Raw genomic sequence first — 16378 nt, 5'->3', positions numbered from 1 at the left:
CTCGCCCGCCGCGGCGGGTAGAGGCCGCCCATTACGCCAGCGCTTCGATCACGATCGCCTGGATCTTGCCGTCCACCGCTCCGGATCCATGCCGGCTTCGGAGTTCGCCGGCGACGAGGTCGGTCGCGGCCTGAAGCTTGCTGGCATCTCGAGCCTCGATCTCGCTGCGTAGCGGCGTGCCCTGGCAGAGGGCAAGCGCGACATATTCGGGCGAGGGCGCGTGGCTTGTTTCTGACCGCGTCTCGATCGTGATGTCGCGGAAGCCTGCGCGCTCGAGATCTGTTCTGATGATGCTCTTGTCGTAATAGCCGTGCGGCGTGCGGACCATGAAACGCGGCGGATCGTCGGGAAACATTTTCGCGAGTGCGGTCGTCGCCTCGTGCGTGACCACATTGTCCTCGATGCGGTCCCAGACGTTGAACACGAATGCGCCGCCCGGTTTGAGGATGCGCCTGATCCCTTCGTAAGCCTTGACGCGGTCCGGAAAGAACATCGCGCCGAACTGGCAGCAGACAACGTCGAACTCGGCATCTCCGAATGGCAGGGACATGGCGTCCGCCTGCCGCCAGGTGATGCGATCGTCATTTGCCTGGCGCTGCGCGGCGACCGCAAGCATGGGCTCGTTCAGGTCGGTCGCAACGTAATGGATGCCGGGCGGCAGCGCCGCCGCCACTGCGCGAGTAACGGCGCCTGTGCCCGCGGCGATCTCCAGCACGACGGCGGGAGAGCGAGCCGCGACGCGTCGTGCGATGTCCTCTGCATAGACCGAGAAGATCATCGGGACGAGATATTCGTCGTAGATTTTCGGAATCGAGCCGGCGAAAACCTTGTCAGTGTTGGACATGCTTGCCTCGCTGAAGGTTCGGGCACGGGAGCATGTTACCACAAATCGCGGCGTCACCGCGCCAGCAAGGACGTGAACCCTGCCGGTTCCTGCATCGCCTTGCGCGCTTCCGGCGACATCGGCTCGAAGCGGTTGCCGGTCGAGATGCTGAGCCGGCTCTCGACGCCGCTCGATCCCGCATAGCAGCCTTCGGGCGTGTAGCTGACATAGCCGTCATCACCGAAGCCGATCGCGGTGAGGAGCAGGCGCCGCTCGGCGATGTCCCAGACCTTGATCGTCTTGTCCTCGCTCGCCGAGATCAGCCGCGTGCCGCCCGGGAAGAACGCGACCGCCTCGACATCCTCCTGGTGGCCGGTAAAGCTCGCGAGCAGCCGACCGCTGTCCGCATCCCACACATTCACCGATTTGTCGCGTCCGCCGCCGCCGGTGACGACGCGCCTGCTGTCCGCGGACCAGTTCGCCGACACGACATAATCCCGGTGGCCGGCGAGGATCCGTGACGTGCCGTTCCTGACGTCCCACACTTTCGCCGAGCCGAGTTCCGCATCCGAGCCGGCGGTGACCACGCGCGTGCCGTCGGGCGAATAGGCGACGCGCAGCGCCTTGCGGCCATAGGCGTCCTTGGCATCAATCGCACCGCTGGTGCGATAGAATCTGATCTTGCCGTCATAGCCGGCCGAGACGAATTCACCCGAACCGGAGGGCGCGTAACTCAGGGAGCGAACCGCGGCGCGTGCGGGATCGCCGCTTGGGTGATCGAGCTTGCTCTTGGCGAGTTCGCGGGTCGCGAGGTTCCAGATGCGCACGACGCCGTCCTCGCCGGCCGACGCCAGATATTTGGGCGACGGCTCCGGCGCGAAGGCGACCGCGAACTGCTTTGCGCCGGCGTCGAACGTCAGGCTCCGGCCGTCGCTTTTGAGGTCCCACACTTTCACCTTGCCGTCCCATCCGGCGGAGGCGAGCTGCGTGCCGTCCGTCCAGTAGTCGAGCGCGTAGACCGCCCCGCTATGTCCTTTCAGCACGCGCGTCTGCCGGAACGAGGACGCGTCCCAGAGCCGGATCGTGCCGTCATCGCCGGCGGTGGCGATCTCCTTTCCGTTCGGTGACACGGCGATGCTGCGCACGCTCGCGCCCTCGACGTTGGGCTTGATCGAAACTGGAATGAACGGGCCGCCGACGGCATCGTTGCCGCGCCGCGCGGTTCGCGTGGTGCAAGTCGATGCCGGCACGGCGGCAATGCTCTTGGTCTCGCTGGCCGGCGGGCCCGTGAGCGCGAGCGGCACGATGTTCGCTGGCGCGGCCGCCATTTTGGGCGGGGCAACGGGCTTGGCCGCTTCCTGCTGCGGCGGCAGGATCGGGGAGGTCTGCACTTTTTTCGGCTCGTTCTCTGCCGCGGCCGGCGCCGTGCGCGGAGTCGCCGCGGCGAGCTTGTTGCGCTGAACCTTCGCCAGGTCGGTATAGAATCCGCTCGGATGTGCCGCGATGTAGAGATCCCACGCTTCCACCGTCCCGACGCGTTCGGCAAACTCATAGTCGCGCGATGCGCTCGTGTCGCTGGAGGCCACCGGAGCGGCTGGCGGGGGAGCAAGCGCTGCCGCCAGCGCCAGCACGACGTCGTCGCCGCCGAGCGAGCCGTAGATGAAGGGCTCCTGCCTGTTGGTGGTGGCCTGCAGCACCTCGTCGCGGACATAGCCGAACGCCTTGCGCAGATCGAGGCCGGGCGTTGCCAGATGATGCGCCAGCGCCGTGGCGAACGGGCTGTTCTTGCCGTCGCCGTCGAGCGCGGTGAGGCCGGCCTTGGCGGCGAAGGCCACCAGCGTGTTCGGGCTCGAAGGTTCGACCTTGGCAAGGCCGCGCGCCACCGCCCGCGAGGCCATCGTGCGTTTCATGTTCTTGGCGAACGGATTGTCGCGGCAGGCATCGAGAATGACGAGGCGCAGCCGCTTCGCCGGCTCGATGGCGACCAGCACGCGGTCGAGCCCGATGGTCTCGTCATAGACGTCGGTGTCGTTCTCGAGCTGGGCATCGACCGGAACGAGATAGTTGTTGCCGTCGATCTCGATGCCGTGGCCGGCATAGTAAATCACGGCGATGTCGGCGCCACGCGCCTTGGCGCCGAAATCGCGCAAGGCGCGCCGCATGTCCTGGGCCGAGAGATCGTTGCGCGCTTCGACGACGGTGAAGCCCGCCTTCTTGAAGGTTTCGACCAGAAGGCCGGCATCGTTGGTGGCATTGGCAAGCTTGGGCGCGCGCTGATAGGCCGAATTGCCCATCACCAGCGCCATGCGCTGGTCGGCAAAGACCGCGGCCGGCTGGCAGACCAGCGCCAGAGCGCTGAAAACAAAGAGAGAAATGAACTTCATCACGGCCCCCGAGCCGAGATTTGCAATGTCGGAAAGAATATCCGACCGGGGCCGCAATACAATTTCTATTTGGTCGCGTCCTGCTGCCGGACGTCGTCATGCCCGGCCAGGCCATGACGCTGCGGAGGCTTCCGGGCAGTCCGACTGCAGCCAGTCCTACGACTTCGTGACGACCTCACGGATCGGCCGCGTGCCGTCCCAGTTCAGTGCCGCCTGCCGGACCTTCTCGAAGAACGGCCCCTTGGTGCCGCTGATGTCGGAAATCTCGATGATCGTGCCTGGATGGGCCTGCGTGTCGAAATAGGCGAAGCGCCCCTTGTCGCCGCCGATCTGGCCTTCATGCCCGATCCCAAAGCCGAGCCCGAGCGCCTTGTCGTAGAGCGCCTGATAGTCGTGGCTCCAGTAGGACATGTGCTGCAGGCCTTCGTGGCCCGCATCGAGAAACTCCTTGTAGAGCGAGGGCGCGTCGTTGCGCTGCTGGATCAGCTCGATCTGGAGATCGCCGGTGTTGGCGAGCGCAATGCTCATCTCGACGGATGAATCATGGCCGCGATGGCGAAACCAGTCGGTCTTGACGCGGTCCATGTAGTACCAGGGACCGACGCCCATCACCTCGATCCAGTGCTTCATCGCGGCCTGGATGTCCCGGACCACATATCCGTTCTGGCGCACCGCGCCGAAGATGCGGCTCATGCCCGCGCTCCCTGTCTCGACCTGCTCACTTGACCTCGATACCGGCGTCCTTGGCAACCTGCTTCCAGGCGACGATGTCGCGGGCGTTGATGTCGCGCTGCTCCTCGCCCGGGACGAATTGCGGCGTGATGCCGAGCTTCAGCAGCTTTTCCTTGACCTCGGCATCGCCGAGCGCGTCCTTCAGCGCGGCCGACAGCTTCTGCGCAATCGGCGGCGCGAGGCCCGCGGGCGCGTACATGGCCCAGGACAGGCTGCGGTCGAACGGCACGCCTTGTTCCGCGTAGCTTGCGACATCGGGCAGGCTCGGCGAACGCTCGCCGCAGGCGGCCAGCGCCTTGATCGAGCCGTCCTTCACCAGCGGCGTCGCGGTCGCGACGTCGAGCGTCGCCAGCGAAATGTGGCCGCCGAGCAGGTCGCCGGCAAGCTTGGCAATGCCGTTGAACGGCACATGCTCGATCTTGATGCCGGTCTGCTGCATCAGGATCTCCGCGCAGAACTGCCCGGTCGAGCCGATGCCCCAGCTTCCGTACTGGATCGGCTCGCCCTTCTTGGCGAGCGCGATCAGGCCCTTGATGTCGTTCGCGGCAAAATCCTTGGTCGCCACCAGGATGATCGAGGAGACGCCGACCCGGCCGATCGTCGTGAAGTCCTTGATCGAATCATAGGGCAGCTTCGGATAGATCGCCGGCGCCAGCACATGCGTCGTCATGCCGCCGACGGTGATGGTGTAGCCGTCATTCGCTGATGTCGCGACCATCTGGGTGCCGAGCGTGCCGGCAGCGCCCGTGTGGTTCTCGATATAGATGCTCTGGCCGAGCGTCTTGCCCATCCTGTCGGCGAGCAGACGGCCGACCACGTCGCCGCCACCGCCGGCCGCGTAAGGCAGCAGCATGCGGATCTTGCGAGTGGGATAGGCGGCGGGATCTTCGGCGCGCGCGGCAGGCGCCGCCGAGAGCAATGCGAGAAGCGAAAGCGTGATCGTGCGTAGCATCATGATGGCATTCCCTAATCTTCGAAACGAAATCTGTAGGCATCGCCGTGCCTGATAACGCGGCCTGCGGTCGGTGCCGGAAAATGACCGGTCAGCAGATAGCTCGGCGTATCCGCAAGCTCCTCCAGCAGCGCCATTCGCGTCGCGACCGCCGCGGCCGGATCGACGTCTGCGGCATTCGAGAGCCACGGTGCCGCGCACTGAATCGGATGATGGATGACGTCGCCGGACATCACCGCGTGATCGTGGCCGCCGTTGAGGTGGATCTGCATGTTGCCGGCGGTGTGGCCCGGCGCCGGCGCGAAGCGCAGGGCGGCATCGCGATCATCGAACAGGTGGTGGTCGGTCTCGACCAGCTCGGCGAGGCCCGCCGCGATCACCGGCAGCACGGAATCCTCGAACGAGCCGTGGTTCACCGGGCTCTTTGGCGCGGCGTTATGCGCGGCCTCGAAATGCCGGTACTCCTCGCGGCCCATCAAATAGCGCGCGTTGGGAAAGGTCGGCACCCAGCGGCCGTCGAGCAGGCGCGTGTTCCAGCCGACGTGATCGACGTGCAGATGCGTGCACATCACGAAATCGACCTGCTCGGGCGCGACGCCCAGCGACTGCAGGTTCTCCAGATAGGGCTGGTCGAGATCGTTCCAGACCGGCACGCGCGGCCGCTTCTTGTGGTTGCCGCAGCAGGTGTCGACGAGCGCAGTCCAGCGCGGCGTGCGGACCAGATAGGAGTGGTGGCTGAGGATGAAACGGCCGGTCTCCGGCTCGATATAGCGATGATCGAGCCAGCTCCGGTTCTCCGAGATCACCGCGTCGGTGACGTTGGCGAACAGCCAGGTCTTGTCGAAGGCAAGCGACGGGATCTCGCTGACGAGATCCACCCGCATGCTGCCGATCTGCACCTGCCGCATGCGTCAGTTCTTCAGGAGTTCGCCGAACGGCACCCAGCGCGTGCCGTCGAACCTGATCAATTGAAGGCTCGTCATCGGCGTATAGCGCTCCGCCGAATTGTTGATCGCGGTGCCGTTGATCAGCATCGGCAGGCGCACGTCCTTCAGGCTCGTCGCCTGCTTCATCACATTGGCGCGGGTGAGGTCATTGCCGGAGGCCTTCAGCACCGTCACCAGCGTTTGCGCGATGGTGTAGCCGTAGACGTTGAGCCAGTCGCTCTTGTTCGCGTCGGGCAGGTACCTGTCCATGAACGCGAGCCATTCTTTGGTGCCGGCATCGTCCTTGTTGGCGGGATCGGTGGCGTCCTTCAGGTACTGGCTGGAGATCACGCCGGTGGAATTGTCCTTGCCGGCCGGCTCCAGCACGCCGCTGATCGAGGCCGAGACGTTGGAGATGATGGTCGTCGGCTTCCAACCGATCTCGCCGATCTTGCGGATCGCTTGGGCTGCAAATTTCGGTGTTGCCGCCACCAGCACCACATCGGCGCCGGCGGTCTTCAGCTGCAGGATCTGGGTGTCCACCGTCGGCGCGGAGGTCTCGTAGGCCGCGCGCGCGACGATCGCTTCGCCGCTGCCGAGCCCCTCTTCCAGCGCCTTCAGATAGTCCTTGCCGAGATCGTCGTTCTGGTAGAGCACGCCGATCTTCGCGCTGGCGTGGCTCGCCTTGATATATTTGGCGTAGGCGATGGCCTCGTCGCGATAGGTCGGCTGCCAGCCGACCGTCCAGGGAAAGTTCTTCGGATCGTCCCACTTGGCCGCGCCGGAGCCGAGGAAGAGCTGCGGCACCTTGCGGTCGTTGAGATATTTGTGCACGGCGCTGTTGGTGGGGGTGCCGACGCCGCCGAAGATCAGCAGCACTTCGTCGCTCTCGACCAGTTTTCGCGTTTGCTCCACTGTCTTCGGCGGGCTGTAGGCGTCGTCCGCGATGATCATCTGGATGCGCCGGCCGTTGACGCCGCCGTCGTCATTCACCTTGCGGAAGTAGGCCTCGGCGGATTTGGCGATCTGCGCGAAGGCCGAGACCGGGCCGCTCAACGGCGCGGTGGTGCCGATCTTGATCGTCTTGTCGTCGGCGCCGGGATCGTACTTGCTTTGGGCGGAGACGGCGCTGCTTGCGAGCAGCGGCAGCAGGATGCAGGCCGCACGAAGGCGAAGGCGGGCAAAGCGCGCCATGAAATCGTCTCCCCAGATTGCTCTCCACTTCTCGACGAGCGGAGTTGAAACGCGAGTACAGTGCCCCAAGCAGGCTTGCGGGCCACGACCGTTGCCGCCAGACTGACGAAACGAACGATCGTTCGTACGGTTGACTAGCGAACGATCGTTCGTTAGTCAAGTCGTCATGGCTGTTCACACCACCCGCGCGGCGGAAGCGGCTGCGCCCACGACGCGCGAGCGCATCCTCACCGAGGCGCTCGATCTGTTCGCGCAGAGCGGCTATGGCGGCGCCTCGATGCGCGAGCTCGCCCGCCGCGTCGGTATCCGCGAGAGCAGCCTCTACAATCATTTCTCCGGCAAGGCCGCGATCCTCGAAGCGATCGTCAGCGAGCACGGCCCGGCAAGCTCGGCGAGCCGATTGGAAGAAGCGCGCTACAAGCAGCTCGCGCGCCAGCCCGCCGCATTCTGCCGGCAGTTCGCGCTCGACCTCGTCGAGCAATGGTCGGACCCGCGCGAGCACCAGTTCCAGAAGGTGATCACCGCCGAACGTAACCGCGTGCCCGGCATCCGCGCCAAGTTCGCCGATCATTTCTACGCGCGCGAGCAGAGCATGATGACGGATTATTTCCGCGGCTTCGCGCTGGCTGGTCTCGTGAAAACGCCCGATCCGCGCGAGACAGCGCGGCTGTTCGCGGCGGGCCTCATCTACATCCGCCTTGAGCATTACGTGATGGGTGCGGTGCCCTCGCCGCGGCCGAAGGTGATCGAGGCGATCGACCGGTATCTGTCCTTCTTCCTGTCGCTGATCGCGGCGGATGGCGGCAGCGACGACAACAAGAAACGAAAAACCAAGGGAGAGAACCGTGGCAAGGCTGCCCCTGATTGATCCGGAGACGACGAGCGGCGATATCCGCGCCTCGTTCGACCGCATGCCGGTCAAGCTCAACATCTTCCGCATGATGGCCCACGCCGAGGCCAACATGATCCCGGCGATGCGGCTCGGCAATTCGATCCTGCACAAGCAGAAGCTCTCGGCGGTCAATCGCGAGCTGCTGATCCTGCAGGCCGCCCAGCTCGAGGGCGGCGCCTATGAATGGCGCCAGCACGTGCCGATCGCGCTCGGCGTCGGCTGCACGCAAGGACAGGTCGATGCCGTTGAACGCAGCGACTACGATGCTGCCGCACTCAGCGAGGCCGAGCGCGCGCTGTTGAAATTCGGCCGGGAGGTCGTCGAGAATGTCCGCGTGGGCGAGGCAACCTTCGTCGCGGCACGAAAGCATTTCAGCGACCAGGAGATCGTCGAATCCATCGTCGCGCTCGGCTTCTACATGATGATGGCGCGTCTGACCGAGGCGACCGAGACCGATCTCGATCCCGCGGCCGGCATGAAGGTCTATGACGGCGGCAAGAAATAGGCGGCCAGGATGAGCGAGACCGACATCAAGCCGGAGCGCTACGTCCGCCCGCCGAGCGCGGAGTCCCTGGGCGAAGCGCCGGGCAGGGGGCGTCTGAACGGACGCCGCATCCTCATCGTCGGCGGCGGCCAGCGCGTGTTCGACGCAGCCACCGATCCCGTCGGCAACGGCCGCGCCATGAGCATTTTATGCGCGCGCGAGGGGGCGAAGGTCGCGGTGGCCGATCTCAGCCACACTTCGGCGCAGCAGACCGTCAGGCACATCACCGACGAAGGCGGCGAAGGCTTTGCGATCGAAGCCGACGTCACGCGCGAGACCGATGTCCAGCGCATGATCGATGAGGCCCACCGTGCGATGGGCGGCCTCGACGGCATGGTGCTGAACATCGGCACCTTCGGCAAGACCGGGCTCGACAATGTGTCCCCTGAGGAGTGGAGCAGGATCTACGACGTCAACGTCCGCGGCCCCATGCTGTGCTGCCGCGCAGGCTTGCCGAAGTTCGACAATGGCGGCGCAATCGTCTTCATCTCCTCCATCGCCGCGCTGAAGGCGGGATCGCAGATGGCGGTGTATGACTCGTCGAAAGCCGCGCTCGGCGGCCTGATGCGCAACATCGCCCATCTCGGATCGCGCCGCGGCATCCGCGCCAATCTCGTCTATCCCGGCCTCGTCGACACCCCGAACGGCCGCGAAGCCGGCGCCGGCCGCCCCAACCGCGGCAAGGGCCACGTTCCCTTCGGCCGCCAGGCCACGGCATGGGAGATCGCCTATGCCGTGCTGTTCTTCCTGTCGGACGAAAGCGTCTATGTCACCGCGCAAACGCTGGCGGTGGATAGCGGGCTGAGCGGGATGTGAAATTCGGCGCGTAGCCCGGATGAGCGAAGCGATATCCGGGACGATCGTTCCCGCATGTCGCTTCGCTCATGCGGGCTACGACTGTCGCACCCCGGGCGGCTCCCGACCACACCCACCGGCGTCATCCTGAGGTGCTCACCTTGCGATGCGAGAGCATCGCAAGATGAGCCTCGAAGGATGGGCCACGGGCGCTTGCGGCCCATCCTTCGAGGCGCGCACCTCAGGATGACGGCGGCGCATGTGGATAGATGTAATCGCGTAGCTATCCCGCCTGCGACCGCACGCGGCAGATGAGATGGTCGAGCGAGATGTTTCCCGGGCCGTAGGCCATGATGCCGAGCGCCATCGCCGCCCAGGTGAGATGGATCGGCCATCCGTCGGGCACCGTGAGCTCGACGATGACGGTCATGAACAGAAGTCCGAGCCCTGCGAACCGCGTGCCGAGACCCAGCACGAGGAGGATCGGGAACATGATCTCGCCGCAGCCTGACAGGAATGCCATTACCGTCGGCACGGGAAAGTGGTAGGGCCCGCCCGGCAGATGCAGCATGAACTCGTCGCTGAACAGCGTCACGGCGGTGTCGTTCAGCTTGAGGAAGCCGCCCCATTTGAGCATGCCGGAGCGCCAGAAAGGCACCGCCAGCGCGAGGCGCAGCACGAGCTGCACCAGCGAAGGGGTGGCAATCATCTGCACCAGGCGATTGGCCCGGTCGACGAGCAGCCAGGGCGACGGCAGGCCGCTTTCGGTGGTCATGTGCTGGTCCGTGATCATGATGGGTCTCCGCAGGCGAGCGAGATGAAGGCGCCGGCTTCGATCAGCCCGGCGAGGTTCGCGGCAAGGTCGAACTCGGGTGCAGCGTCCAGCGCCGCCGCGGCGGCTTCGCCGAGCGACAGCCCCGTGATCAGTCCGTCGGCAAACACCGCTCCACCGGGCGGAAGGCGGTGCACGGTGACGTCGAATTCGGGCCGCGTGATCAGCGCATCCTCCGGCGTGGAGGCATCGATGCGCATGACCGGTGCCCCGTCGCGATTGGCCGCAAAGATCGTCACGGCCGCGTATTGCGAACGCAGGCAGCGTGCGGCCGGATGTGGAGTGAATATCAGGCCGGCCAAGCGATCGGGCGTCACCGCCGACAGCCGGTCCGGCGACAGCGGCGCGGCATCGGCGGCGTGATAGGCATCCAGCCAGGCCCGCTCGATCCGCGCGACGTCGGCAAGCCAGGGCATGTCCTGCGCATGGTCGTAAGCTTCGATGAACTCCGGAAAGTCGTGGCCATACTCGAACAGCAGCGGCGAGGTCGGCGGATGGCTGCGAACGTGTACGCGTGCCATGGCGCGGAAGAATTCGGTGCCGGTGATGCGCTGCACCGCCGGATAGATCGCAGCCAGCGCGTCGATCAGGCTGACCGTGACGTTGTTGCGGTAGACGTCGTAGCGCCGATTGGCGGATTTTCCGTTCGGACCGGTCACGACCGCAGGCGTGCTCCGCGCGGGATCAAGCAACGCCGGCGCGAACGCAGCCGCAAAGGATAGATCGGGTTCAGGCCGCATGACGCGCCCCTGCTGCGGGTGTGGTCTGATGATGATCGAGGATCGCTTGCGCGGCCGCGGCTTCCGCCTGCAGCACCGGCCAGTCCGGGATCTTGCTGTCCCACTCGACCAGCGTCGGCACCGCGCCGCGGCGCTGGACGACGATCTCGTAGAGCTGCCAGACGACGTCGGCGACCGGGCCGTCATGGCTGTCGATCAACAGCACATCGCCTTCGTCGTCGGCCTGCTCGGCATGGCCGGCAAGGTGGATTTCCTGGACGCGCGACAGCGGGAAATCCGCGAGATAGTCGAGCGCCGAAGTGCCGTGATTGGTCGCGGAGACGAACACATTGTTGACGTCGAGCAGCAACCCGCAGCCGGTGCGATCGGCAATGGCGCGGATGAACTCGGTCTCGCGCATCGCGGATTCGCGGAAAGCGACATAAGTCGAGGGATTCTCGAGGAGCAGCGGACGGCGGATTGCCTCCTGCACCTGGTCGATGTGGTCGCAGACGCAAGCCAGCGTCGCCTCGGTGTAGGGCAGCGGCAACAGATCGTTGAAGAAGCTGGTCTCATGGGTCGACCAGGCGAGATGCTCGGACACCAGCGCGGGCTGATAGCGCGCGACCAGGCCGCGAAAGCGCGCCAGATGCGCCTTGTCGAGCGGCCGGGGGCCGCCGATCGACATGCAGACGCCATGCAGGGAGAGAGGATGGTCGCGGCGGATTGCTTCCAGCGCGCGATGCGGCGGACCGCCATCGCCCATGTAGTTCTCGGCGTGGACCTCGAAGAAGCCACGCCGAGGTCCGGCCGCGAGGATGTCAGGGAGATGCTCGGGCTTGAAGCTCGTCCCGGCAACGCCGCCGATGGGCGTTGAGAAGCGGAGCGGCATGGCGGCTGGTCGGGTCGATTTGATCACCGTGCTCATCGTGCTGCTCCGTTCTTGCTTGCTGGCGGCGTAGCGCCGGTCGTCAAACCGGCTTGAGCGAACCCTTCTTGCCGCCGGGCAGGTCGATGGTGGTGCAGGTTCCGCCCTGAACGAATTTCCAGGCGTTGCCCTGGAAGTCGACGGTCGAGGTGCCCTGGCAGGTCGTGCCCGGTCCGGCCGCGCAATCGTTTTGGCCCTTCAGCGCGACGCCGAAGCACTTCTCCTTCTTGGCGGCCGTGGCAGCCTCGGCTTCGGCCTTGGTCAGCGGGCCGGCGGCGGCGAGGGTCGCGAGCGCAGTCGATACGGCGCCGGCGAGGACGAGCGAGGTGATGGCATGTTTGGCAGACATCGAGATTCTCCTGTTCGGGATGGCATTGCCGGGCGGGCGATGCGCGCATGGTCTCCTTCGATGCGAGTGCAGCCCGCGTTACAAAAGGCTGCTCACGAACCCGTGAGACCTGATTGGATCAGGCGCACCGCCGGTGCGCTGGGGCGGCATTAGCGGCCAAACGCCCCTTCAAGGCCAATGCCTTGGGTCTATCGAGACGGTAGCCACCGGGCATTGGCAGCAGGTATCTGTTTCCTGCCAGACGTAACGGGTGAGCGTCGGCGGCGTAGAGCATGTCAGTGGCTCGGGTGGACCGGCAGGCGAAGGCAGCGATGAACGTTGATCCCGAACGACGGCTTCAGGCGATCGCGAGGATGACGGTCAGCATCCGCCTTGCGATATCGGCGCTGGTCCTGGCCGCGATCCTGCTGACGGCCGCGCTCTCCAGCCTGCTGTGGTGGCGCACGGCGGAGGCGACCAGCCGGCAGCTCGCCTCGACCATCAACGAGCAGATCGTGGCGGCGGTGCGCAAGGAGGTCTCGGCCATCGTCGACGAGGCGCGCGCCGCGCACACCGCGATCCGCACGCTGTTCCTGCAGAACGTGCTCGACACCCGCGAGGCCGACAAGCGTGAGTTCGTGTTTCTGTCGCAATTGCAGTCGCAGGCGACGATCTCCTGGGTCGCCTTCGGTTGGCCCGATGGCTCCTTCTTCGCCGCGCACAAGCTCGGCGACCGCCGCCTGGAGATGATGGAGATCTCGCTGACGGATCATCCCGGCGAGCGCCGCGTCGATGAATATGACGTGGTGCCCGGCGACATCGAGTTCGCCAACCGCCGCTTCGAGCCGACCTCGTTCCGTGTCGCCGATCAGGCCTGGTTCAAGGCCGGGCTCAGCGCGGACGATCCGCAATGGTTCAGGGTGACGGACCATGCCACCGGCGAGCGGCCGTCGATCGCGTTCGCGGGACCGATCGACGTCTATCAGGAGCGCCAAGGCGTCCTGGCGGTCATCATCGAATATACCAGGCTTGCGCGCTTCCTGTCGCAGCTCGAGGTCGGGCGCACCGGGACCGCCTTCATCGTCGACGGCAGCGGCGAGCTCATCGCGGCGCCGGACAAGAATGCCGACGAGCTGCACCCGGCGCGTGGCGATACGACGCTGCTGCCGCTGGCGCGCCTTGCGCTCGAAAAAGCCGGCGAGGCCGGCCGCAAGGAGGCCTGGCGAAGCCGGCTGACGTCGGGGCGCGCGGCTTACGAGGTTGCGCTGACGCCGCTGCCGTTTCCCGGCTGGTCGCTCGCCACCGTGATTCCGGAGGCCGAGTTTCTAGGGCCGGTCGAGACGACGCTGCAACGCCTGATCCTCGGCCTCGCCGTCGGTGCCGTGCTCGCGGCGCTGGCCTCGGCGATGCTGGCGCGCACCGTCATCGCCGCGCCGCTGTCGCGCGTCGTCGGCGAGCTGCGCCATGTCGAAGCCTTCGCGCTGGAGCAAGTCCGCCGCCACCCCTCGCGGCTCAAGGAGATCGCAAGCCTGTCGGGCGCGATCGCCGAAATGGCGTCCGGCCTCTCCGCGTTCCGCAAGTTCATCCCGGCCGATCTCGTCCGCGGCCTGCTGCGCCAGGGCGTCGAGGCGCGGCCGGGCGGCAGCGTCCAGGAGCTCAGCGTGATGTTCATCGACATTGCCGGCTTCACCGGCCTGTCCGAGCGGCTCGGCGATCGCGTGGTGCCGCTGCTGTCACGTTATCTCGACATCACCTCGGAGATCATCGTCGCCAATGGCGGCACCATCGACAAGTTCATCGGTGACGCCGTGATGGCATTCTGGGGGGCGCCGCAGCCGCAAGACGATCACGCCGCGCGCTGTTGCCGCGCGGCGCTCGCCTGCCGCGAGGCGGTGCAGGAGTCCGGCCTGGCGGATGATCTCGGCCAGCCGCTCCAGATCCGGATCGGCATCAATTCGGGCCGCATGCTGGTCGGCAATATCGGCTCGGAGCTGCGGCTGAACTACACCGTGATCGGCGATGCCGTGAACGTCGCCAGCCGGCTCGAAGGCGCCAACAAATCCTATGGCACGCAGATCCTGATCGGCGAAACGACCGAGCGCCTGGCGCGCGGCACCGTCGTTACGCGCGAGGTCGACAGCATCGCGGTCTACGGGCGGGAGGAGGGATTGTCCGTCCACGAGCTGGTCGGAATCGCGGATGGGGACGCCATCGATGGCGAGGCGATCGGCTGGATCGCCGATTACGAGCGCGGCCTCGCTTGCTACCGCGCGCGGCGGTTTGCCGATGCGCTCGCGGATTTCGAGACGGTGTTGAAACGGCGCGGCCATGATCGTCCCGCCGAGCTGATGCGTGATCGTTGCCGGCAGCTCATTTCAGCTGCACCGGATGCCGACTGGCGGCCAATGGCGGCCCTGACGTCGAAATAGCGGCATCGGCCTATGCCCCGCAATCAGCAGATTCAGATTGCACGCGATGGCCAATCCGCCTAATAAAATTGTACAAATGAACAAATAGAATGGTCGAATACCGAAAGGTGCGGCCGTGGGAGAAGGCCGCCTTGCGCGTTGGCAGGCGGTTCGAGGATGGAAGCGCAGCATGCCGCAGGCGGATGATTTTGGTTTGGCGGGCGTCATCGGCATGCCGGTTGCGCATTCGCGTTCGCCGGTCGTTCACAATTACTGGCTGAAGGCGCACGGCATTCGCGGCGCTTATGTGCCGCTCGCGGTCAAGCCGGAGCGGCTGGAGGACGCCCTCGACGGGCTGATCGCGCTCGGCTTCCGTGGCTGCAACGTCACCATGCCGCACAAGCAAACGGCGATGCCGCTGCTTGACCGCGTCAACGAGACCGCAAAGCGCATCGGCGCGGTCAACACCGTCGTCGTCGAAGAGGACGGCACGCTCGCTGGCTTCAACAATGACGGCAACGGCTTCGTGCAGAGCCTGCGCGACGCCAAAGCGGATTGGCGCGGGGATGCCGGGCCGATCCTGCTGCTGGGCGCGGGTGGGGCCTCGCGCGCCGTGGTGGTGGCGCTGCTGGAGAACGGCGCGCGCGAGATCCGCATCGCCAATCGCACCGCGGAGAAAGCGCAGGCGATCGCGGCCGAATTCGGCCCGGCGGTCCGCGCCGTCGCGTGGGACGACCGCGGCGCGGCGCTCGCCGATGTCGCGCTTCTCGTCAACTGCACCGATCGCGGCATGGTCGGCAAGGATGCGCTGGAGATCGATCTGTCGTGCCTGCGGCCGGAAACGCTCACCGCAGATCTGATCTACACGCCGCTGGAAACGCCGTTCCTGGCCGCGGCCCGTGCGCGCGGCTGCGTGACGGTGAACGGGCTTGGCCTGCTGCTCAATCAGGCCCGGCTCGCCTTCAAGGCCTGGTTCGGTGTCATGCCCGAGGTGACGCCCGAGCTGATCAAGGCGATCGAAGCGACATTCTGAACAGCCGGGAGCCTTGCGCCATGACGCTGCCGGTGTCCCCCAGGATCGACTGCCACATCCACGCCATCGATCCCGTCCGCTTTCCTTACTCCGCCGACACGCCCTATAGGCCGAGCGGGCAGGAGATTGCGCCTGCGGCGCAGCTGCTTCGCGTGTTCGAGGCCTTCGATGTCCGCCACGCGCTCGTCGTCGCCACCAACACCGGTTACGGCAGCGATAGCCGCATCCTGCTCGACACGCTGGCGCAGGGCGCCGGCCGCTTCAGGGGCGTCGCGGTCGTCGAGAACGACGTCGACATCGGCGAGCTCGAACGCCTGAAGGCCGCCGGCGTGATCGGCGTTGCCTTCAACGTGCCGTTCCACGGCGCCGGCCATTATCTCGAGGCGGCGCCGTTGCTGGAGAAGCTGGTCAGCCTCGGCCTGTTCCTGCAGATCCAGGTCGAGCACGACCAGCTGCTCGATCTGCTGCCGCTGATCGAAAAGTCGGACGTGCGCTTGGTGATCGACCATTGCGGCCGGCCGTCGGTTGCGCAGGGCGTCAAGGGCAAGGCGTTCCAGGCGCTGCTGGCGATCGGCCGCGAGCGCGACGCGCATGTCAAGCTCTCCGGCTATTACAAGTTCTCGCAAGCGCCGCATCCGTATGAGGACACCTGGCCGTTCATCGCCGCTTTGGTCGAAGCCTTCACGCTTGATCGCTGCGTCTGGGGCTCGGACTATCCGTTCCTGCGGGCGCCTGAAAGGCTCGACTATGGGCCGCTGCTTGCGGTGTTGACACGATTGTTTCCGGAGCCCGGCGATCAGCATCGCCTGCTGTGGCGAACGCCAGCACGGCTGCTCGGCGTCGACGGCGGGACCGATCAGCCAGGATGACAACAGAGCAAAGCGGGAG

At 66.0% G+C, this 16378-nt stretch carries 16 protein-coding genes; 6 read left to right on the top strand and 10 right to left on the bottom strand.

Annotation, left to right across the window (positions count from 1 at the left end; genetic code table 11):
- Nucleotides 1-31: 31 nt before the first annotated feature.
- The 6 genes from QRQ56_RS26090 to QRQ56_RS26065 all read right to left on the bottom strand — a co-directional run bounded on the left by QRQ56_RS26090 (nt 32) and on the right by QRQ56_RS26065 (nt 7011).
- Complete coding sequence (locus QRQ56_RS26090) at nt 32-844, bottom strand: class I SAM-dependent methyltransferase (protein WP_438743998.1); 813 nt, start codon at nt 842-844, stop codon at nt 32-34.
- A 53-nt stretch (nt 845-897) separates the two neighbouring features.
- Complete coding sequence (locus QRQ56_RS26085; RefSeq protein WP_438743996.1) at nt 898-3207, bottom strand: caspase family protein; 2310 nt, start codon at nt 3205-3207, stop codon at nt 898-900.
- Between the two features lie 156 nt (nt 3208-3363).
- Nucleotides 3364-3900 carry a VOC family protein gene (locus QRQ56_RS26080; RefSeq protein WP_438743995.1) on the bottom strand — a complete coding sequence of 179 codons (537 nt, stop codon included), beginning with the start codon at nt 3898-3900 and terminating at the stop codon, nt 3364-3366.
- A 25-nt stretch (nt 3901-3925) separates the two neighbouring features.
- Entirely contained in the window at nt 3926-4894 is a 969-nt protein-coding gene (locus QRQ56_RS26075) for a Bug family tripartite tricarboxylate transporter substrate binding protein (protein WP_438743994.1), read from the bottom strand.
- A gap of 11 nt (nt 4895-4905) precedes the next feature.
- Nucleotides 4906-5799 (bottom strand): MBL fold metallo-hydrolase, encoded by an 894-nt coding sequence (locus tag QRQ56_RS26070; protein ID WP_438743993.1) that lies wholly within the window; start codon nt 5797-5799, stop codon nt 4906-4908.
- Nucleotides 5800-5802: 3 nt separating this feature from the next.
- Nucleotides 5803-7011, bottom strand: coding sequence for an ABC transporter substrate-binding protein (locus QRQ56_RS26065; RefSeq protein ID WP_438743992.1), 1209 nt, complete (start codon nt 7009-7011; stop codon nt 5803-5805).
- 166 nt (nt 7012-7177) lie between these two features.
- On the opposite strand from QRQ56_RS26065, the gene QRQ56_RS26060 reads away from it, so the two are divergent.
- Genes QRQ56_RS26060 through QRQ56_RS26050 form a run of 3 tightly spaced genes read left to right on the top strand, consistent with a single transcriptional unit; the run spans nt 7178 to nt 9263 of the window.
- Nucleotides 7178-7879, top strand: a complete 702-nt coding sequence (locus tag QRQ56_RS26060) for a TetR/AcrR family transcriptional regulator (protein ID WP_438743990.1) — start codon at nt 7178-7180, stop codon at nt 7877-7879.
- A complete protein-coding gene (locus tag QRQ56_RS26055) occupies nt 7857-8408 on the top strand; it encodes a carboxymuconolactone decarboxylase family protein (RefSeq protein WP_438743989.1) in 552 nt (183 codons plus the stop codon). Before QRQ56_RS26060 ends, QRQ56_RS26055 begins: the two co-directional genes overlap by 23 nt.
- A gap of 9 nt (nt 8409-8417) precedes the next feature.
- Entirely contained in the window at nt 8418-9263 is an 846-nt protein-coding gene (locus QRQ56_RS26050; RefSeq protein WP_438743988.1) for an SDR family NAD(P)-dependent oxidoreductase, read from the top strand.
- A 262-nt stretch (nt 9264-9525) separates the two neighbouring features.
- Here the strand turns inward: QRQ56_RS26050 and QRQ56_RS26045 are convergent, their stop codons facing one another.
- The 4 genes from QRQ56_RS26045 to QRQ56_RS26030 are packed head-to-tail and all read right to left on the bottom strand — an operon-like array spanning nt 9526 to nt 12070.
- The gene (locus QRQ56_RS26045; RefSeq protein WP_438743987.1) at nt 9526-10035 is read right to left on the bottom strand and encodes a DoxX family protein; all 510 of its coding nucleotides are present in this window, start codon (nt 10033-10035) and stop codon (nt 9526-9528) included.
- A complete protein-coding gene (locus tag QRQ56_RS26040) occupies nt 10032-10814 on the bottom strand; it encodes an HvfC/BufC N-terminal domain-containing protein (RefSeq protein ID WP_438743986.1) in 783 nt (260 codons plus the stop codon). The genes QRQ56_RS26045 and QRQ56_RS26040 overlap by 4 nt, the downstream gene beginning before the upstream one ends.
- Nucleotides 10804-11721 (bottom strand): MNIO family bufferin maturase, encoded by a 918-nt coding sequence (gene bufB, locus QRQ56_RS26035; protein WP_438743985.1) that lies wholly within the window; start codon nt 11719-11721, stop codon nt 10804-10806. Before bufB ends, QRQ56_RS26040 begins: the two co-directional genes overlap by 11 nt.
- Before the next feature lie 43 nt (nt 11722-11764).
- Entirely contained in the window at nt 11765-12070 is a 306-nt protein-coding gene (locus QRQ56_RS26030) for a BufA1 family periplasmic bufferin-type metallophore (RefSeq protein WP_438743984.1), read from the bottom strand.
- A gap of 311 nt (nt 12071-12381) precedes the next feature.
- Between QRQ56_RS26030 and QRQ56_RS26025 the strand changes: the two genes are divergently transcribed.
- From QRQ56_RS26025 to QRQ56_RS26015, 3 genes are all read left to right on the top strand, one after another.
- Nucleotides 12382-14478, top strand: coding sequence for an adenylate/guanylate cyclase domain-containing protein (locus QRQ56_RS26025; RefSeq protein WP_438743983.1), 2097 nt, complete (start codon nt 12382-12384; stop codon nt 14476-14478).
- 169 nt (nt 14479-14647) lie between these two features.
- On the top strand, nt 14648-15490 hold the full coding sequence (locus QRQ56_RS26020; RefSeq protein WP_438743981.1) for a shikimate dehydrogenase: 843 nt from the start codon (nt 14648-14650) through the stop codon (nt 15488-15490).
- 20 nt (nt 15491-15510) lie between these two features.
- Nucleotides 15511-16359, top strand: coding sequence for an amidohydrolase family protein (locus tag QRQ56_RS26015; RefSeq protein ID WP_438743980.1), 849 nt, complete (start codon nt 15511-15513; stop codon nt 16357-16359).
- Nucleotides 16360-16378: the final 19 nt, after the last annotated feature.

It is taken from the genome of Bradyrhizobium sp. U531 (assembly GCF_051710265.1).
Taxonomy (GTDB): domain Bacteria; phylum Pseudomonadota; class Alphaproteobacteria; order Rhizobiales; family Xanthobacteraceae; genus Bradyrhizobium.
The sequence above is the reverse complement of the archived record's forward strand: the minus strand, read 5'-3'. Positions and strand labels throughout refer to the sequence as shown.

Coding starts and splice junctions, on each gene's coding strand:
- QRQ56_RS26070 (WP_438743993.1), bottom strand. CDS start 5,799: ATGCGGCAGGTGCAGATCGGCAGCATGCGGGTGGATCTCGTCAGCGAG.
- QRQ56_RS26025 (WP_438743983.1), top strand. CDS start 12,382: ATGAACGTTGATCCCGAACGACGGCTTCAGGCGATCGCGAGGATGACG.
- QRQ56_RS26075 (WP_438743994.1), bottom strand. CDS start 4,894: ATGATGCTACGCACGATCACGCTTTCGCTTCTCGCATTGCTCTCGGCG.
- QRQ56_RS26090 (WP_438743998.1), bottom strand. CDS start 844: ATGTCCAACACTGACAAGGTTTTCGCCGGCTCGATTCCGAAAATCTAC.
- QRQ56_RS26045 (WP_438743987.1), bottom strand. CDS start 10,035: ATGATCACGGACCAGCACATGACCACCGAAAGCGGCCTGCCGTCGCCC.
- QRQ56_RS26060 (WP_438743990.1), top strand. CDS start 7,178: ATGGCTGTTCACACCACCCGCGCGGCGGAAGCGGCTGCGCCCACGACG.
- bufB (WP_438743985.1), bottom strand. CDS start 11,721: ATGAGCACGGTGATCAAATCGACCCGACCAGCCGCCATGCCGCTCCGC.
- QRQ56_RS26040 (WP_438743986.1), bottom strand. CDS start 10,814: ATGCGGCCTGAACCCGATCTATCCTTTGCGGCTGCGTTCGCGCCGGCG.
- QRQ56_RS26030 (WP_438743984.1), bottom strand. CDS start 12,070: ATGTCTGCCAAACATGCCATCACCTCGCTCGTCCTCGCCGGCGCCGTA.
- QRQ56_RS26085 (WP_438743996.1), bottom strand. CDS start 3,207: ATGAAGTTCATTTCTCTCTTTGTTTTCAGCGCTCTGGCGCTGGTCTGC.
- QRQ56_RS26080 (WP_438743995.1), bottom strand. CDS start 3,900: ATGAGCCGCATCTTCGGCGCGGTGCGCCAGAACGGATATGTGGTCCGG.
- QRQ56_RS26015 (WP_438743980.1), top strand. CDS start 15,511: ATGACGCTGCCGGTGTCCCCCAGGATCGACTGCCACATCCACGCCATC.
- QRQ56_RS26050 (WP_438743988.1), top strand. CDS start 8,418: ATGAGCGAGACCGACATCAAGCCGGAGCGCTACGTCCGCCCGCCGAGC.
- QRQ56_RS26020 (WP_438743981.1), top strand. CDS start 14,648: ATGCCGCAGGCGGATGATTTTGGTTTGGCGGGCGTCATCGGCATGCCG.
- QRQ56_RS26065 (WP_438743992.1), bottom strand. CDS start 7,011: ATGGCGCGCTTTGCCCGCCTTCGCCTTCGTGCGGCCTGCATCCTGCTG.